This is a genomic window from Defluviimonas salinarum, assembly GCF_026013545.1.
GTDB classification, from domain to species: Bacteria; Pseudomonadota; Alphaproteobacteria; order Rhodobacterales; family Rhodobacteraceae; genus Albidovulum; species Albidovulum salinarum.
In genome coordinates, this window is record NZ_JAPDOG010000037.1 from 1 (window position 1) to 13482 (window position 13482).

At 66.2% G+C, this 13482-nt stretch carries 14 protein-coding genes, 1 tRNA gene and 2 pseudogenes; 8 read left to right on the plus strand and 9 right to left on the minus strand.

Features of this window, described 5'->3' with window-relative positions; genetic code table 11:
* Positions 1-108 precede the first annotated feature (108 nt).
* Positions 109-753: pseudogene (istA, locus tag OM960_RS22370) on the minus strand (IS21 family transposase); the annotation flags it as partial.
* 273 nt (positions 754-1026) lie between these two features.
* Positions 1027-1548 (minus strand): REP-associated tyrosine transposase, encoded by a 522-nt coding sequence (locus OM960_RS22375; protein ID WP_264773523.1) that lies wholly within the window; start codon positions 1546-1548, stop codon positions 1027-1029.
* 114 nt (positions 1549-1662) lie between these two features.
* Here OM960_RS22375 and OM960_RS22380 point away from each other — a divergent pair, with 114 nt between their 5' ends.
* Positions 1663-2109 carry a DMT family transporter gene (locus OM960_RS22380; protein ID WP_264773524.1) on the plus strand — a complete coding sequence of 149 codons (447 nt, stop codon included), beginning with the start codon at positions 1663-1665 and terminating at the stop codon, positions 2107-2109.
* A gap of 342 nt (positions 2110-2451) precedes the next feature.
* Here the strand turns inward: OM960_RS22380 and OM960_RS22385 are convergent.
* Positions 2452-2528, minus strand: a tRNA-Ile gene (locus OM960_RS22385).
* A 323-nt stretch (positions 2529-2851) separates the two neighbouring features.
* Here OM960_RS22385 and purM point away from each other — a divergent pair.
* The 3 genes from purM (at position 2852) to rnd (ending at position 5791) form a co-directional block, all read left to right on the plus strand.
* Positions 2852-3898 (plus strand): phosphoribosylformylglycinamidine cyclo-ligase, encoded by a 1047-nt coding sequence (gene purM, locus OM960_RS22390; protein ID WP_264773525.1) that lies wholly within the window; start codon positions 2852-2854, stop codon positions 3896-3898.
* Positions 3895-4482: a phosphoribosylglycinamide formyltransferase gene (gene purN, locus OM960_RS22395; RefSeq protein WP_263340466.1), complete on the plus strand. Its 588-nt coding sequence runs from the start codon at positions 3895-3897 to the stop codon at positions 4480-4482. The genes purM and purN overlap by 4 nt, the downstream gene beginning before the upstream one ends.
* 154 nt (positions 4483-4636) lie before the next feature.
* Positions 4637-5791, plus strand: a complete 1155-nt coding sequence (gene rnd / locus OM960_RS22400) for a ribonuclease D (RefSeq protein WP_264773526.1) — start codon at positions 4637-4639, stop codon at positions 5789-5791.
* Between the two features lie 6 nt (positions 5792-5797).
* On the opposite strand, the gene OM960_RS22405 is transcribed toward rnd, so the two are convergent.
* Positions 5798-6265 carry a hypothetical protein gene (locus OM960_RS22405; RefSeq protein ID WP_264773527.1) on the minus strand — a complete coding sequence of 156 codons (468 nt, stop codon included), beginning with the start codon at positions 6263-6265 and terminating at the stop codon, positions 5798-5800.
* Between the two features lie 124 nt (positions 6266-6389).
* Between OM960_RS22405 and OM960_RS22410 the strand changes: the two genes are divergently transcribed.
* Positions 6390-6815: a SufE family protein gene (locus OM960_RS22410; RefSeq protein WP_263340474.1), complete on the plus strand. Its 426-nt coding sequence runs from the start codon at positions 6390-6392 to the stop codon at positions 6813-6815.
* A 50-nt stretch (positions 6816-6865) separates the two neighbouring features.
* On the opposite strand, the gene OM960_RS22415 is transcribed toward OM960_RS22410, so the two are convergent.
* The 3 genes from OM960_RS22415 to OM960_RS22425 all read right to left on the minus strand — a co-directional run bounded on the left by OM960_RS22415 (position 6866) and on the right by OM960_RS22425 (position 8482).
* Positions 6866-7492 carry a DUF1638 domain-containing protein gene (locus tag OM960_RS22415; RefSeq protein ID WP_263340475.1) on the minus strand — a complete coding sequence of 209 codons (627 nt, stop codon included), beginning with the start codon at positions 7490-7492 and terminating at the stop codon, positions 6866-6868.
* Positions 7489-7662: a hypothetical protein gene (locus tag OM960_RS22420; protein ID WP_264773528.1), complete on the minus strand. Its 174-nt coding sequence runs from the start codon at positions 7660-7662 to the stop codon at positions 7489-7491. Before OM960_RS22420 ends, OM960_RS22415 begins: the two co-directional genes overlap by 4 nt.
* A 118-nt stretch (positions 7663-7780) precedes the next feature.
* The gene (locus tag OM960_RS22425) at positions 7781-8482 is read right to left on the minus strand and encodes a corrinoid protein (RefSeq protein ID WP_263340481.1); all 702 of its coding nucleotides are present in this window, start codon (positions 8480-8482) and stop codon (positions 7781-7783) included.
* A 165-nt stretch (positions 8483-8647) separates the two neighbouring features.
* Between OM960_RS22425 and OM960_RS22430 the strand changes: the two genes are divergently transcribed.
* The gene (locus OM960_RS22430; RefSeq protein ID WP_264773529.1) at positions 8648-9730 is read left to right on the plus strand and encodes a PA0069 family radical SAM protein; all 1083 of its coding nucleotides are present in this window, start codon (positions 8648-8650) and stop codon (positions 9728-9730) included.
* A 545-nt stretch (positions 9731-10275) separates the two neighbouring features.
* Here the strand turns inward: OM960_RS22430 and OM960_RS22435 are convergent.
* Together OM960_RS22435 and bmt are read right to left on the minus strand one after the other, a co-directional pair.
* Entirely contained in the window at positions 10276-10788 is a 513-nt protein-coding gene (locus tag OM960_RS22435; RefSeq protein ID WP_264773530.1) for a hypothetical protein, read from the minus strand.
* Between the two features lie 439 nt (positions 10789-11227).
* The gene (bmt, locus tag OM960_RS22440) at positions 11228-12241 is read right to left on the minus strand and encodes a betaine--homocysteine S-methyltransferase (protein WP_264773531.1); all 1014 of its coding nucleotides are present in this window, start codon (positions 12239-12241) and stop codon (positions 11228-11230) included.
* A gap of 281 nt (positions 12242-12522) precedes the next feature.
* Between bmt and OM960_RS25600 the strand changes: the two are divergent.
* Together OM960_RS25600 and OM960_RS22455 are read left to right on the plus strand one after the other, a co-directional pair.
* Positions 12523-13089 (plus strand): annotated as a pseudogene (locus tag OM960_RS25600) (serine hydrolase); the annotation flags it as partial.
* Between the two features lie 65 nt (positions 13090-13154).
* Entirely contained in the window at positions 13155-13376 is a 222-nt protein-coding gene (locus OM960_RS22455) for a hypothetical protein (RefSeq protein ID WP_263340497.1), read from the plus strand.
* Positions 13377-13482 lie beyond the last annotated feature (106 nt).

The following is a 13482-nucleotide window of genomic DNA, read 5'->3' on the forward strand; positions in this document are numbered from 1 at the left end:
CGCCCCCACAGTGCTCTGGGCTACCGCCCGCCGGCCCCTGAATCCGTCATCCCGATGGACCAGAGGCCAGTCATGCACTAACAATCAAATCGGACCACTCAGGTGGGGCTGATCATAGGTGCGGTCGCGGTCGACGAAGATCGCATCGACCTCCGTCTTCATGTTGTCGTAGATGCCGCGCGCGCAGGCCCCCCTGAAGAAGGCGAAGGCCCGGTCATGGGCGTCGAAGACCATCTCCTGCGTCTCGCGTGGATAGGCGCGCACGAAGGGCATCCGGCTGTAGCAAAGCCGGACATGGGCGACCTTCACCGTCGTCACCCCGTCCAACACAACGATCTCGTGGCTCCAGTCGAACTGGTAGGCTTCACCCGGGTCGAAGCTCAGGGGGATGAAGGCAGCGGCGCACGCCTCGTTCGTCTCCCGCTTCCATATCGCCGCATAGCGCCGGACAGCGTCATACCCGCCGGCATAGCCAAGGCCACGAAGCGCCTCGAGTATCCGGACCAACGTCAACCGCTCCCGTTTCACGCGCCGACCGTTCTCAGTGAGCAGGCGATCCAGTTCATCCCGCCACGGCCCGATCTTCAGCAGGGGCTGAACCGCGCGTTCATAGCTGAACTCGGTCTTCCCCGACCGGATCACCTTACGAACGACCTTCCGCGAGACCTTCAACTCCCGGCAGATCTGTTTGATCGACTTCTTCTGCCGAAAATGCGCCCGCCGGATCTTCGCGATCGTCTCTACAACCAGCATCCCAGACTCTGCCCCGAATGACCTCGGAAGCATGATGGACCTTCGCATCAGGGGGGCGTGCCGTTTGGACGCCGATCGCCCCAACACAGGGGTCCTTATTCCACGCCGATCAACAGATTGTTGGAACGGAGGTTCTCCATGGAGGCTGCTTTGGAGGTTCTCCCGGTCGGTGGTCGCGGGTGCCGGAACCGGAAGCAAACCGTAGGGAGCGCTTCAGCGCACCACTCCGCTTCGAGTCCCCGCCCCCGACACAACGGTACGCTGAAGCGCACCCTACTCTCCGAAATCACCCTCGGGTACCATTCCGGACCCTTCCGGCGCGACCAATCCGCGCTTGATGTCGCGATGGATTGATGAATACGGCCAATCGGTCGGCTTCCCGACAAACCCGTATTTCACCGGATTGATCCAACAATACCGGACATGCGCCACGTAATCCGCCTCGTCGCGGATGTGGTGTTCCCAATACCGCCGCTGCCATATGCCCTTCTCACAAAGGGCCTCATGGCTTTCCCGCGTCCGCCCGGCGGGCAAGCCACGCGTGAACCGCGCCTTGATCGCCCCACATCGCACCGAATAATCCGCGTCCCCCTCCGGCAAGGTCCAAACACAATGCACATGATCCGGCATCACCACGAACGCATCGATCCCGAACGGCCTCTCGCCCCGCGTTATCGCCACCGCCTCGCGAAGCCGCCCGACCTCGCGCACCAAGAGACCCGACCCGCGCTGGCCGAGCGCGACGGTGAAGAAGATCGTCGCGCCGGGGACGCGGGGGCGGCGGTAGCGGGGCATGGCCCATACTGCCGCGGGCAGGGGTAATGATCCGCAAACATCCGCGCCGCGAAAGCGCTTGCGCTTCGGCCGCGCTCTGACTTTCATGGTGCAATCCGACCGCGGGAGGTTCCGATGCCCTATGCCGTCTTCGCGTCGCTCGCGTTGTTCATGGGTGTCCTTCTGGCCACCTATCTGCCGGTCCTCAGCCAGAGCGGCCGCCTCGTCGGCTCGCCGATCCTCGCCAACGTGCCGTTCTACTTCTTCGGGCTCGTGACCTCCGCGATGCTCGCCGTCGCCGCCGGCAACCGGATGGACGATTTCGCCCGGCTGCGCGAGCTTCCGGGCTGGATGTTCCTGACCGGTGTGGTGAGCGCGCTGATGATCCTCGGCTCGACCTTCCTCATTCCCCGGATCGGCCCCGGCGCGTTCTTCGTCCTGCTGGTCGCCGGCCAGATCATGACCGGCGCGGTGCTCAGCCACATGGGCTGGCTCGGCGCGCCGGTCGACCCGATCGGGCTGCGCAAGCTGGCCGGGCTCGGCCTCGTCATGCTTGGCACCGGGCTCGTGGCCTGGCGCTGAGCGAGCCGACGCGGCCCCGCCGCCTCCGCTGCGCAGCGGGCACGGCAACCGGCGGACGGGCGGGGGCGCTCCAGCCGGCAGACGCCGGGCATACATTCGGACGAGCAGGCTGTTCGGGTGATGTACGGACCCTCCGGTTGGCACGGCGTCGATTCGCATCAGCGACAACCGGCCCGACCTGGCCCATCCTCGGTAAGCGGTGTTCCTGTCACACGTTGGCGGCGTAATTCCATGGGAGCAGTTCGTCGATCTGGCTCTGCCTGAGCAATGTGGACCACGCCGTGTAGATCGCGGTCCACTTTCTCCAAAAAACACAATAAAAACAATACACAAAAACAAGAATGGTAGGCCCGGAGGGACTCGAACCCCCAACCAAGGCGTTATGAGCGCCCTGCTCTAACCAATTGAGCTACAGGCCCGACCTGGGGCTTCACTAAGGCGCGATCAGGGGCAGGTCAATCGGCTTTGCGCCTCGCGACACGGTACCGAGCCGGCGCGGCGCCCCGCGACATCGCAACGCCCGACTTCCGGACCTGGCATCCGCAACGATTCGGCGGCGGGCTCGAAAGCACGTGGACAGCGGCCGGATGCGTCGTGGTCCGGCGGGGCAGGGCGGCGCAACCGCGTCTGCCTCGACGTGGCAGCAGCCGGCGGGCGCGCGAGAGCGCGGCTTCGGCCGATCGCGCGTTGCCCCCGCGAGCGGTTTCGGCTATCGCAGCGGCGACAGAAGCCGGGGGATGCGATGACAGCGGGGAAGAACGGTCTCACCTATGCCGATGCCGGCGTCGATATCGATGCGGGCAATGAACTCGTCGAGCGGATCAAGCCGGCGGCCAAGCGCACCCGGCGCCCCGGCACGATGTCGGGGCTCGGCGGCTTCGGCGCGCTCTTCGACCTGAAGGCCGCGGGCTATAGCGACCCGGTCCTCGTCGCCGCAACCGACGGCGTCGGCACCAAGCTGCGGATCGCCATCGACACCGGCAATGTCGACACGATCGGCATCGACCTCGTGGCAATGTGCGTCAACGACCTCGTCTGCCAGGGCGCCGAGCCGCTGTTCTTCCTCGACTACTTCGCGACCGGCAAGCTCGACGTTGACCAGGCCGCCCGGATCATCGAGGGCATCGCCGAGGGCTGCGCGCAGTCTGGCTGCGCGCTCATCGGCGGCGAAACCGCCGAGATGCCCGGCATGTACCATTCCGGCGATTTCGACCTCGCGGGCTTCGCCGTCGGCGCGATGGAACGCGGCCGCGACCTGCCGGCGGGGGTCGAGGATGGCGACGTGCTTCTCGGCCTCGCCTCGAACGGGGTCCATTCCAACGGCTATTCCTTCGTCCGCAAGGTCGTTGAGATGTCGGGCCTCGGCTGGGATGCCAAGGCGCCGTTCGGCGCCGGCACGCTCGGCGACGAGCTGCTCGCGCCAACCCGGCTCTATGTCACCCAGGCGCTGGCCGCGGTGCGCTCGGGCGGCGTCCACGCGCTCGCCCATATCACCGGCGGCGGCCTGACCGAGAACCTGCCGCGGGTCCTGCCGGAAGGCCTCGGCGCCGAGATCGACCTCTCGTCCTGGGAACTGCCGCCGGTCTTCCGCTGGCTCGCGGAGACCGCCGGGATGGCGGAGCCCGAACTGCTCAAGACCTTCAACTCCGGCATCGGCATGATCGTCGTCGTCGCCCCCGAACGCGCCGCCGACCTGCGGCTCCTGCTCGAATCCGAGGGCGAGACGGTACACGAGCTCGGCCGCGTCGTGCCGGGGCAGGGGGTCCGCTACCGGGGCCGGCTTCTTTGAAGCGAGTCGCGATCCTGATCTCGGGGGGCGGCTCGAACATGCTCGCGCTCTGCGAGAGCATGACCGGCGACCACCCGGCGCGGCCGGTACTCGTGGCCTCGAACGACCCCGAGGCGGGCGGGCTCAAGAAGGCCGCGGCGTTGGGCATCCCGACTGCCGCCGTGGATCACCGCCCGTTCGCCGGAGACCGCGCCGCCTTCGAGGCGGAGTTTCTGAAGCCGATCCTCGCGGCCGGGCCCGATATCCTCTGCCTTGCGGGCTTCATGCGCGTCCTGACCCCGGGGTTCGTCGAACGGTTCAAGGGTCGGATGCTCAACATCCATCCTTCTCTATTGCCCAAATACCCCGGGCTCGACACCCACGCCCGTGCGCTCGCTGCCGGAGATGCGGAAGCCGGCTGCACCGTGCACGAGGTGACACCCGTCCTCGACGATGGTCCGATCCTTGGCCAGGCGCGAGTGCCGGTCCTCGCCGGCGACACGGCCGAGACGCTGGCGGCGCGGGTGCTGCGCGAGGAGCACAGGCTCTATCCGGCGGTGCTGCGCCGCTTCGCCTGCGGCGACCGCACCCCGGTCCGCTCCTGACCGCTTCCCCGCCGCCGATCGGCGCGCAAGCGACGCAGACCGGCAACGGTGCGCGACATTGCGCGCGGCTCTCGCCCGGCGCCCTTTTCAAGGCCGGAGGGCTCGCCTAAGACGGACGAACCTGCGGGATGACCCCGCGCGACCAGGACATTTGATGCACACGATCACCACGACCGAAGACCTCGCCCGGTTCTGCGACGTCGCCAAGGCCCAGCCCTATGTCACCGTCGACACCGAGTTCCTCCGCGAACGCACCTATTACTCCAAGCTCTGCCTGATCCAGCTCGCGCTGCCGGGCGAGAAGGGCGAGCCGGTGCTGGTCGATCCCCTGTCGAACGGGCTCTCGCTCGAACCGCTCTACGACCTCTTCCGCCACGAGGGCACCGTCAAGGTGTTCCACGCCGCGCGGCAGGATCTCGAGATCTTCTTCGTCGATGCCAAGGTCTTTCCGGTGCCCTTGTTCGACACCCAGATCGCGGCGATGGTCTGCGGCTTCGGCGACCAGGTCGGCTACGAGACGCTGGTCCGCAAGATCGCCAAGCAGAACCTCGACAAGACCTCCCGCTTCACCGACTGGTCGCGCCGCCCGCTCTCGGAGGCGCAGAAGACCTACGCGCTGGCTGACGTCACCCATTTGCGGGTGATCTACGAATTCCTCGCCCGCGAACTCAAGCGCACCGGCCGCGAGAGCTGGGTCGTCGAGGAGGAAGCGGTGCTTCTCGATCCCGAGACCTACATCACGCGGCCCGAGGAGGCCTGGCAGCGCGTCAAGACCCGCACCACCTCGGGCCGCTTCCTCGCCATCGTGCGCGAGCTGGCACGGTTCCGCGAGGACTACGCCCAGACCCGCAACGTGCCGCGCAGCCGGGTCTTCAAGGACGACGCGCTGCTCGAACTCGCCTCGACCAAGCCTGCAACTCAGGAGGAGCTCGGCCGCTCCCGGCTCCTGCTGCGCGAGGGGCGCCGCCCCGACATCGCCGAGGGCATCCTCGCCGCGGTGCAGGCCGGCCTGGCGGCAAAGCCCGAGGACTGTCCGAAACCCGACACCTCGCGCGAGCAGCTTCAGGTCGATTCGGCGCTTGCCGATCTCCTGCGCGTGCTCTTGAAAGCCAAGTCGGAATATACCGGTGTGGCGCAGAAGCTGATCGCCTCGACCGGCGATCTCGACCTCCTGGCCGCCGGCGACCGCTCGGTCCCGGCGCTGAAGGGCTGGCGCGGCGAGGTGTTCGGCGCCGACGCGCTCCGGCTCTGCAAGGGCGAGATCGCGCTCTCCGCGCGCGGCGGCGCTGTCAGGGTCGTGCAGGTCTGACCCGACTTAACGCCGGCTCGACCGGCTGGAGCGGGTGCCGAGGACGACGATCTCGCGCACGCCCGCTAGCCGGACGTCCGACAGGTGCACCGCCGCCGTGACCTCGCGCGATTGCGGCGTCCCGGCCGGCTGCGTCGAGATGGGCGGCGAGAGGACGAAACGATAGGTGAGAACGCCGTCGACGGGCTCGCCTCCGTTTTCGGCCACGAGATCGGTGTTCCACCAGCCCTGGGTCGGCGGCAGGCCGGTGGCCAGCACGATCGCCCCGCCGGGCCGGCGCGCGATCTCGAGTGCGGTCACCTGGTCCACGAGCGGGCGCGGATCCTGGGGCGCCGCCGCGACGCGGACCTCGACCCCGGTTCCCGACGTGGAGCCGCCGAACCAGTTGGCGGGGTTGAGCCGGCTCTCCCTGGCGGCCTCGCAAGCCCCGAGCGTCATGGCGACAATCAACAATCCGGCGACAGCTACGCGCATCGTCAGGGCTCCCCTACATCTCGACATGTGGGTATCCCATCCGCGCGCCCGTGAAAAGAGGTGTGGACGGCTGGACCTCAGCGCCGATTGTGACTACGTCACAGGCAGGAAAGAGAGTGTGCCCATGGCCAGCGCCGCCTTCGAAGACATTGCCGAGACCTTCGAGTTCCTCGACGACTGGGAGGAGCGCTATCGCCATGTGATCGAGCTTGGCAAGGCGATGGCACCGCTCGACCCGGCCTTCCAGGTTCCGGCGACCAAGGTCGAGGGCTGTGCGAGCCAGGTCTGGTTCCGGCCGCTGATCGAGGGGCAGGGCGCCAATGCGCGGTTCGATTTCCAGGGTGACAGCGACGCGATGATCGTGCGCGGGCTGATCGCGATCCTGCACGCGCTCTATTCCGGCCTCGAAGTGAGCTCGGTTCTTGAGGTCGATGCCGCTGCCGAACTCGGCCGGCTCGGATTGGATGAGCACCTCTCGTCGCAGCGGTCGAATGGCCTTCGCGCCATGGTCGGCCGCATTCGCAAGCTCGCCGCCGAGGCCGCGGGATAGCGATTTTCGGCGAAAATCGCCGCGAATCTTCGCCGAAAATTCGTTCTGGTTCAAAGCCGTGATAGCGCCGGCCCAAGATCCCCATAGCCGGTGAAGCGCCGCTCGTAAGTTAGTCCAAGCCGCGCTGCGCAGTCCCGCGCCTTGGCGTCGAGTGCCGGATCCTCCGTCTGCGCCTGATAGACGAGCTTCTCGTAATTGCCGAAGTACATGTCGCGCAGCTCCGGATGGCGGTCGAGCCCCATCGGCTTCCAGACAAAGGCGTCGAACTGCCGGACCAAGAAGTCGGTCAGATAGAAGGCGGTGTACTCCTCGCGCGCGGCGAAGGCATCGTTGCCCTCGAAAAAGGAATAGCAGTGCGGACCCTCAATCATCTCGACGCCGAGCTCCTCGCAGCGCGCCATGAGCCCGCCGCCGGTGCCGCAATCGGCATAGACGACAAAGATGCCGTCATAGGCGTCGCGATGCTTCGCCACCGCCTCGGTCACCGCCTCGGTGATCTTCTCGGGCCATAGATGGTATTTCGCCGGCAGGCAGGTGAGGTCGAGATGGTCCCAGCCGTTCGCCGCCTTCAGGTCGAGGATCTCGCGCGCCAGCGCGCCGCAGGCGATGAGCAGGATCCGCCCCTTGCGAGCAGGACCGATGCCGGACTCGGTAAGGGTCTCGTCGCTCGGGATCATGGCCGCCTCCGCCGCAGATGCGCAACCAGCGCCGCAAGAAGCAGGATCGGCCCCATTGCCGCCAGCCAGACCGGCGCCCCGGTTCCGGCAAAGGCCACCGCCATCACGACCGTCGCGGCGCCCGCGACGAGCACCAGTGCGAGGATCAGAAAGAAACGGCTTCTCGGCATCGGTGCCTCCTTTCTCCCTACCTGTGTCCGCAGGCGGGTCTTGTGAACCCGGATCCAAAAAAAAGCCCCGCAGGCAAAGCCGCGGGGCTGACAGGGAGCGTTACATCGCCGCTGAGGTTCAGCCGGCGGCAAGCTTGTTGTGCTTGCGCGACATGTAGTCCTTCGCGGTCTGCACCGCGACGGCCGCGTCGCGGCAATAGGCGTCGGCGCCGATGGCCTTGCCGAACTCTTCGTTCAGCGGCGCGCCGCCGACGAGGACGATATAGTCCTCGCGCATGCCCTTTTCCTTCATCGTGTCGATCACGACCTTCATGTAGGGCATCGTGGTGGTCAGGAGCGCCGACATGCCGAGGATGTCGGCCTGCTCGCGCTCGAGCGCGGCGATGTAGTTCTCGACCGGGTTGTTGATGCCGATGTCGACGACCTCGAAGCCGGCGCCTTCCATCATCATGCCGACGAGGTTCTTGCCGATGTCGTGGATGTCGCCCTTGACGGTGCCGATCACCATCTTGCCGACCTTCGGCGCACCGGTCTCGGCCAGGAGCGGCTTCAGGATCGCCATGCCGGCCTTCATCGCGTTGGCGGCGAGAAGCACTTCCGGAACGAAGAGGATGCCGTCGCGGAAGTCGGCGCCGACGATGGTCATGCCGGCGACCAGAGCCTTGGTCAGCACGTCATAGGGCGTCCAGCCGCGGTCCAGGAGGATGCGCACGCCCTCTTCGATCTCGTCCTTGAGACCGTCGTAGAGGTCGTCGTGCATCTGAAGCACAAGCTCTTCGTCATCGAGCTCGGAAAGGATGATGTCTTCTTCGTCGGCCATGCTGATCTCTCCTGGCGGTTCTTGCGCCCGTAATGCGACCAATGATGCCAGATCACTTGGCGATTTGCGACATCGGCCGCGCATTGCGCGACAGTGTGCGACAAGGGGGCGATAACAATGCTTGGTGCGCTTGATTTGAGTTCCTATTTTGTTCTAGGTTTTGGCATGAGCCTTCCGCCTCCCGACCCGTTTTTGCGCCTAAAGGCGCGCGGCGCCGCTGCAAATGCCGCCGGGCGGTTCGAGCCCTACGAGCGGATTCGCGATTCCGACGGCTGGGACATGCCCGAGGAGGAGCGGCTCGCCCGGACCGAGGTCAGCAAGGAGCGTCCGCGCTCGGTGATCAACCCCGTCAGTTCCCTCGATCTCGGCTTCGACCGGTCGCTCAATCCCTACCGCGGCTGCGAACACGGCTGCATCTACTGCTATGCGCGGCCGAGCCATGCCTATCTCGGCCTCTCCGCCGGGCTCGATTTCGAGACCCGGCTCGTCGCGCGCCCCACTGCGCCCGCGCAGCTCGCGCGCGAGATCGCGCGCCGTTCCTACCAGGTCGCGCCGATCGCCTTCGGCACCAATACCGATCCCTACCAGCCGATCGAGGCGCGCTACCGGATCATGCGCGCGATCCTCAAGGTCATGTCGGACTGGAACCACCCGATCTCGATTGTCACGCGCGGAGCACTGGTCGAGCGCGATCTCGATCTCCTCGCCGACATGGCGCGGCGCGATCTGGTGCAGGTCGGCATTTCGCTCACCACGCTCGACCCCGGCCTTGCCCGGCGGATGGAGCCGCGTGCGCCCGCGCCCGCGCGGCGGCTGGCGATGATCCGGGCCCTTGCCGCTGCCGGCGTGCCGGTCCGGGTCATGGTCGCGCCGGTGATCCCGGTCCTGACCGAGCCCGAGCTGGAGCGCATCCTCGCCGCGGCGGCCGAGGCCGGCGCGCGGGCGGCGAGCTGGATCCTCCTGCGGCTGCCGCACGAGGTGGCCGAGCTGTTCCGTGACTGGCTCGCCCGGGCCGAGCCGGGCCGCGCGGCCCATGTGATGAACAAGCTCCGCGAGATGCGGGGCGGACGGGACTACGATCCCGACTGGGACCGCAGGATGCGGGGCGAGGGGATCCACGCCGAGCTGATCGCGCGCCGCTTCGCGATCGCGACGCGGCGGCTCGGCCTTGCCGGCGACCTGCCGCCACTCGACCGCACGTTCTTCGCGCCCCCGCCGAAGCCGGGCGACCAGCTGTCGCTGTTCTGAGACGCGCCTTTTCGGGCGCCTCGCCCGCCCACCCCGCACCCTCAAAGGCGCGGGCCCGCGCGCGGGCCATGCGACCGGAACCCGCGCGACCCACGCGAGACCGGGGCTCCGCCGTGAATGACCTCCGTCGCCGGTCTCCGTCACCCGTTCGGCGAGTCCAGCCCCGCCCCACTCAAAGGAAACCTCACCCGACGGCGCCTGACCGCGAGGGATTTCGGCAGTCCGGTCGCCGAGGCCATATTTCGTACAGGCTTCACCGTTCGCGACATCCCCGCCATTCGAGCTGCGAGCTGCGACGAGTCGGGGAAAGGTCAGCCCGGACCGTCAGCCAGTTGATTCAACGGAATCGGGCATGTGTATTATTGCAGCCGATTTCGTTGGACGAGTACGTACCGCGACCCTCCGTCAGGCGATCCATCTCCGGATTAATCGGCGGCGTCCCCGCGGCGTAAAGAAATGCGCATATAAATTGTTCATATGCTGGTGTCTGATGCGTTCCGCAGACCTGGCGGTCTCACGAAGTCCGTCAATCTGGAAATTATTTTTCAATCAAAGTAAAACTCTCTCGCAGCACCGTCTCTGTCGATCGCGTAGATGATCAAGCGCGGTACACTTCTTAACTCGCCGCTCTCGGCAACGATCATCTTTGGGTCGCAAATTATCACAACACCTTTATACCCGAACTCTCTCTGCCAGGAGGGATCGGGTGCAAACCCGTCCGGTCCTGAACTTAGAACCCCGCAACAGTTCGGATTAAGTGCGATAAACTCGTCGACGTCTTGATATGGCCGCAGTTTCAGATTTGAGTACGAGCCGTCGTTGGCCTGAACCGGCATAACAAGTGGTTGCTCTACTTCAAGGTACAGCTGAATCCCCGCGGAAACATACGCATCAATATTTTCTGGATTTCCCCAAAATCGAAGATGCGCGGGAAGGTCCGCTTGTGGGCGTGAGTACTTCGCGCAAGACGGAGATTCTTGCGCGACAACGGCAACTGCGGAAAGTGATCCGATCAGGGCGGCGAGCAGCAATCGTTTTGGATGCGATGAATGATTCATTGTGATTCTGTTGAATTGATGACCTGACTCGTTTCCGGTCCCGACTGGATGGGATCCTGCATGCCTCGACTCCAATCGTCCCACAGCCGGTTCCACACACCTGGAAAATGACATGAAAACACAGTTGAGTAGACAAAAATCTCTGCAGAAAGCCGGATTTCAAGTTGTATGTCATTGCGCAGGCAAAGGTCTGCTGAACCCGCAAGGCGGATCAACGCGAGGTGCCGACATATCCGATGTTTCGCCGGCGTTCCCGGCGCTGGCCCGCGCAGGCATCCGGATGCCGCGACCGACCGAGGCACTCAATTCCCGTTTAACGCGGCGCCTACCGGTTGTACCCTTTACCGCCGCGCCCCGGCACCCTCTTCATCTTGCCCGAAATATCCCGGGGGAGCCCCGGACCTCGTCCGGGGCGGGGGCAGCGCCCCCTTCTTCGGTCTCAGCCGCGCCGCCGGCCGCGCCGCTCGCGGCCTGCGCCCTCGTCGGCGCCAGTCCCGTCCGAGGTCGAGGAGAATCCGCCGAGCTTCTCCGCGATCTCGTCGAGCGTCGGGCGCGCGCCGCGCGGCCGCTCCTCGAGCGCCCGGCGCATCGAGGCGAGGTGTTCGGGCATCGTGCCGCAGCAGCCGCCGATGATCGTGGCCCCGGCATCCCGCGCCAGCACAGCGTATTCCGCCATAAGTTCCGGCGTGCCGTCGTAGTGGATATGGCCATCGTGGTATTTCGGGATGCCGGCATTGCCCTTGGCGATGATCGGCCGCTCCGGCCCGGCGGCGACGAAGCCGAGCAGCGTGCGCATCAGGTCCGCCGCGCCGACACCGCAATTGGCGCCGAAGGCGAGCGGCGGGTTCGCCAGCTGATCCACCAGCGCCACCATCGCCGCCGAGGTCACGCCCATCATCGTCCGCCCCGCCGTGTCGAAGCTCATCGTTCCGCACCAGGGCATGCCCGCCTTCGCGCAGGCCTCGGCCGCGGCCGCAAATTCCTCGGGTGACGAGATCGTCTCGACCCAGAGCACGTCGACGCCGCCCTCCTTCAGCCCCTCGGCCTGTTCGTGGAACATCTCGACCGCGAGCTCGTGCGTGAGCGCCCCCATCGGCACCATGATCTCTCCCGTCGGCCCCATCGAGCCAGCGACCACGACCGGACGGCCCGCGGCATCGGCGATCTCGCGGCCGAGGCTCGCGCCCACGCGGTTCAGCTCGCGCACCCGGCCTTGCGCGTCATGCAGCTTCAGCCGGCTCGCGTTGCCACCGAAGGTGTTCGTGAGGAACAGGTCCGACCCCGCCTCGACCGCGCCGCGGTAGAGCGCGCGGATATTGTCCGGCCGGTCGGTGTTCCACAACTCCGGCGCCTCGCCGGCGGTGAGCCCCATGTTGAACAGGTTCGTGCCGGTCGCACCGTCGGCGAGGATCCAGTCGCGGGTTTCCAGCAGACGGGAGAGGGAGGTGCTCATCGCATAACCTTTCAGAAGGGGCCGCATCCGCGCGGCCTTGCGGCAGGATGTGCCATGCCGCGCGCGCCGATGCAAATCGAACCTGATCAAGATGATCTTCGATCCGGCGCATTTTCTTCACCCGCCACGGTATCGGTCGCAGCTGCGGGATCGCGGCTTGATCCATTCCCGTGCCGCGAATCCCGGCGCGATAAATCGTGGCGCACGGGTTTTAACTTCTACCCGTTTCTTTCGCCATCTGACCGGCGCAAGCACGCACCCGCGCAGCGGCGCCACGGGGAATGCGCGATCTAGGATACGCCGCCGTCCGGTTTCCATCACCTTCGCGACACGACGGCCTTCTCGATCTCGGCGAGACCGTCGGTCACTACCTGCCGGAGTTTCGTGGCACCGCCTGGGACGGGCTCAAGGTCGCCGACGTTCTGCACCAGAGGTCCGGTCTCGATATCCGGGAGGCGGACCTCGGAGATCCGGATCATCCGACGACGACGTTCTACACGACCTTCGCCGGGGCTTCGTTCCTGCCGGAAAACGCCTCGTTCGCGGATGCGATGAAGCAGGCCGGCACATTGCGCGCGTCCGGCGAGCGTTTCGAGTATTCCTCGATGAACACGATGACGATGATCATGATCGCGGAAGCGATCACCGGCAAGCTGTTCCACGATCTCCTGACCGAGCGGCTGTGGAGCAAGGCGGGCATGGAGGGCGACGCCGTGCTCGGCCTGTCACCCGCGGGCGAACCCTCTGCTGTCGGCATCTTCGCGTCGCGCCTGCGCGATCTGGCTCGCTACGCAACGCTCTACACGCCCAGTTGGACCGCCGTTGCGGACGAGCGGGTCGTGGGGGGGATTATCTGCCCAAGGTCTGCGCGGCCGCGAAAGGTGCGGGGTTCGCCGGCGATCTGGGGGACCGGATGCAAGCGCATTTCGGCGAGGCCGACATGGGCACATCCTGTCAATGGGATGCCGTGTTCGCCGACGGCGATCTCTACAAGTCCGGGCGCGGGGGGCAGTGCATCTACATCTCGCCCGAGACCGATACGGCGGTCGTCTATTTCTCCGCGTCCTGGCAAGGCTCGTTCTGGGTCCACGCCTATGCGCGCGATTGTGCAGCAGGTGTTCAGATAGACGTTTAAGTGGCTCGCCGCGACGCTTGCCGCGGCCGCCGGATTGCGGATCGGTTGGTGGTCGATACGTCTTGCCGGCCCAACCCCGTCAGGCCGGCAGTCCGGACGCCCGCAC